Annotated in this window: 2 protein-coding genes; both read left to right on the top strand. The window is 68.7% G+C overall.

Annotated elements, in window-relative coordinates; all coding sequences use genetic code 11:
• The first annotated feature begins 311 nt into the window (after positions 1–311).
• Positions 312–995 carry a hypothetical protein gene (locus tag VF468_15915; GenBank protein ID HEX5879778.1) on the top strand — a complete coding sequence of 228 codons (684 nt, stop codon included), beginning with the start codon at positions 312–314 and terminating at the stop codon, positions 993–995.
• 1,667 nt (positions 996–2,662) lie between these two features.
• The coding region (locus VF468_15910) for a terminase (protein HEX5879777.1) at positions 2,663–2,917 on the top strand (255 nt) is incomplete at its 3' end.

Below are 2,917 nucleotides of genomic sequence, written 5' to 3'. Positions count from 1 at the left end.
GCCCTGCGCCCTGCGCCCTGCGCCCTGCGCCCTGCGCCCTGCGGACCTGGCGGAAGGGGCCGAGTGATGCCCGGTCGCGGGGCAGCCCAGCGCCAACAGGAGCGCCGTGCACCGCATGTCTTCCGGGACGTCGGCGGGCGCGTCCGCCCGCGGGCCGCCTTCGCTGACGAGCCGGAGGCCCACGCCGCGGCCAACCGGGTGTTCGCCCTCACGGGCCGGCGGTACTCGACGTACGCGTGCAGCTACGGCACCTGTGGCGCCTGGCACATCCGACCGTGCGCCCTGCGGCCCGCGGACCTGGTGAGGCCGGCGTGACCCGCGACGAGAAGCTGGCCCAGCTGGCCGAGATCGCCGTGGGCATCCGCTACGGCATGGCCGCCTTCGACGAGCGCCTCGACGAGATGGGACCAGGCATCGGCCCGCGGGGCAACGGGCGCGGGGCCAAGGGCGGCGTGTCCCGTCCAGTCGAGACCGAGGCCCTGGCCCCGTTCCCCGACGAGTGTCCCAAATGCGGCGCCGCCGTGCCGGCTGGCTCGGACGCGTGCCCAGGCTGCAAGCATGCTCGGAAGGGCCGCCGGCCCGCTCCGGTCGTGACATCCGCCCGCCTTGACCGGATCGTGGATGCCGCCCATGCCCTCATCCTCGACCTCGATGCCGCCTACGGCGAGATTGCCAGGGCCCAGCGCGGGCTGCCGGCCAAGGGCGAGCCGAGCTGCGGCTGGTGCCAGGAGGCGGTGCACGCCGCGGCCAAGGTCGAGGCGAAGGAGGGCAAGGCGCCCATCCCGCTCGACTACCGCAGCCGGACCTACCTGTTCGCCCAGGAGCGCAAGGGCGACAAGGTCGTCGGCAAGGTGCTCGTCTGCGAATGGTGCTACAGGTTCGACAAGCGGCACGATCGGAAGCCGACGATCGAGGAGCGGTGGATCCACGCCCAGGGCGGGCGGATGCCCAAGGTCCCGAGGATGAAGGCTGCTCCACGGGTGAAGGCCTCGTGATGGACGTTCACAACGGGCCTCACGGCGAGCACGTGCTCATGGATCAGGCGGAATGGGCGCGGTTCAAGACTTTGCAGATCAACAACGTCGGCCTGTGGCCGGAGTCTGGGTTTGCCGGAATGCCGGTCTACGTTCGCCGCTGCCCCTGCCCGCCGGAGCCCACTCGTCCCGACCCTAGGTTGACCGAGGGGAAGCCTGGGCCACCTTCCCGCATCGAACGCGTCCTCGATTGGCTTGGGAGCCGAGTCGGCCGATGAGCGCCTTCCGTGCGTTATCCGCCCTTGACCTGCACCGTTGTGCTAATGGTGGTGTACCTGAGCTAGTGCTGCGAAGTGGGTCCGTTGGCGGCTCCTGAACTCCTCGGCCGGCCCCGCCGGCGTGTGTGTGAGCAGGTCCGGAGGGAAGAGCCGAACTGCTGGCGCTGCGGAAAGCCGATCGACTTGATGCTGCCGCGGAGTGGACGGGTCCAGCACCCGATGTCCAGTTCGATCGACGAGGTCATCCCCCGCTCTCTACACCCGCTCGGGGCGAAGTACGCGGCGCTGGACCGCAGCAACCTGCGCCACGCCCATCGTCGGTGCAACAGCAGCCGGGGGAATGGGACGAGGACGAAGCGTGGCCCGTCCGGGCCGAGGAGTCAGGTGTGGTGAATCCGCCGGTACCCGGCATGAGAGCGACCTACTTCAAGGGGCAGCGACCGTGTGAGTGGTGTGGCCAGGAGTTCTGGTGGCACCCAAAGATGCGCACTCGATTCTGCTCGAATCAGTGTGCGGCGGTCAGCAGGGCTTACGTCGGCCGGTCGACCTCTATCCCGTGGCATCCCTGCGCTGAGTGCTCGACGCCGCTGATCTGGCGACGCTCATCCACTCCTATTTGCCAGGACTGTCGTGGCTCCTTACGTAGGCGGCGTAAGCACCAGGCATACGTTCTCCGTTACCGAAAGAAAGCGGGCACCCCGGTGTCGGTCGCATGCCGATGCGGAGCCACATGGGTCCAGCCAGCCCGACAGGGTTCCGTCGCCTGCCCAGCCTGTCAGCGGGAAACCAGGCGATCCGAGCGGCGCCGGCGGCGCGCAGCTAAGCGTGGCGTAGCCAGTCAGCCTTACGTCGCAGCGGAGGTCTTTGCCCGTGATCACTGGCTCTGTCAGTTGTGTCGGAGGCGCGTACTCAAGACCGCAGTCGTGCCACATCCCCTCGCACCGGTCATCGACCACATCCTGCCGCTGGCCAACGGTGGAGTTGACGCTCCGGTCAACGTCCAGTGCGCCCACTTCCTGTGCAACTCGCTCAAGGCTGACCGGACAGGTCCGAGCGGCGACCAGCTCCGGCTTCTGGGGTAGGGGCTATGCGAAGTTCAACGATCGAGGGCGCCGGGAGACCCTCGCACTTTCCCCGAAATCTCCCCCCGAGCGTTCCAGAAACCACTGATCGTGGGCAAGCAGCCGTCAGAACCGGCCCCGTCGGCTCTCTCCAACACGAACGGCGACAAGTTCGTGGCCGTTGTCCAACAGGGCGACCAACGGCAAACGCTCTCGGCGCTGCGCGACGCTCTCGCCATCACGATCAAGATGGCCGGGCCCGGCGAGGTGGCTGCCCTGTCGAAGCAGCTGCGCGACACGGTCAAGGAGCTGGCGGCGCTCGGCGTGCCGGACACCAAGACTCCGCCCGTTGACGAAGTCGCGAACCGCCGTGCTGCTCGGCGAGCAGACGCCAAGGTTCCATCTCGTGCCAAGCGCGCCGTCGTCGGCGGGGCAGGAAGCGATCGACCTGGCGGCAAGCGGCGGCCTGATCCTGGAACCGCACCAGCAGCTCGTGCTCCACGGGGGTCTCGGCGAACGTCGTGACGGACGCTGGGCCGCCGCCCAGGTGGTCGTCGTCGAGCCCCGCCAGAACGGCAAGGACGGGATTGCCGAGGCTCGCGAG

The organism is Actinomycetota bacterium (genome assembly GCA_036280995.1).
In the GTDB taxonomy this organism is placed as follows: Bacteria; Actinomycetota; CALGFH01; order CALGFH01; family CALGFH01; genus CALGFH01.
Note: the sequence above shows the minus strand (reverse complement) of the source record. Positions and strands in the feature narration are given on the sequence as shown.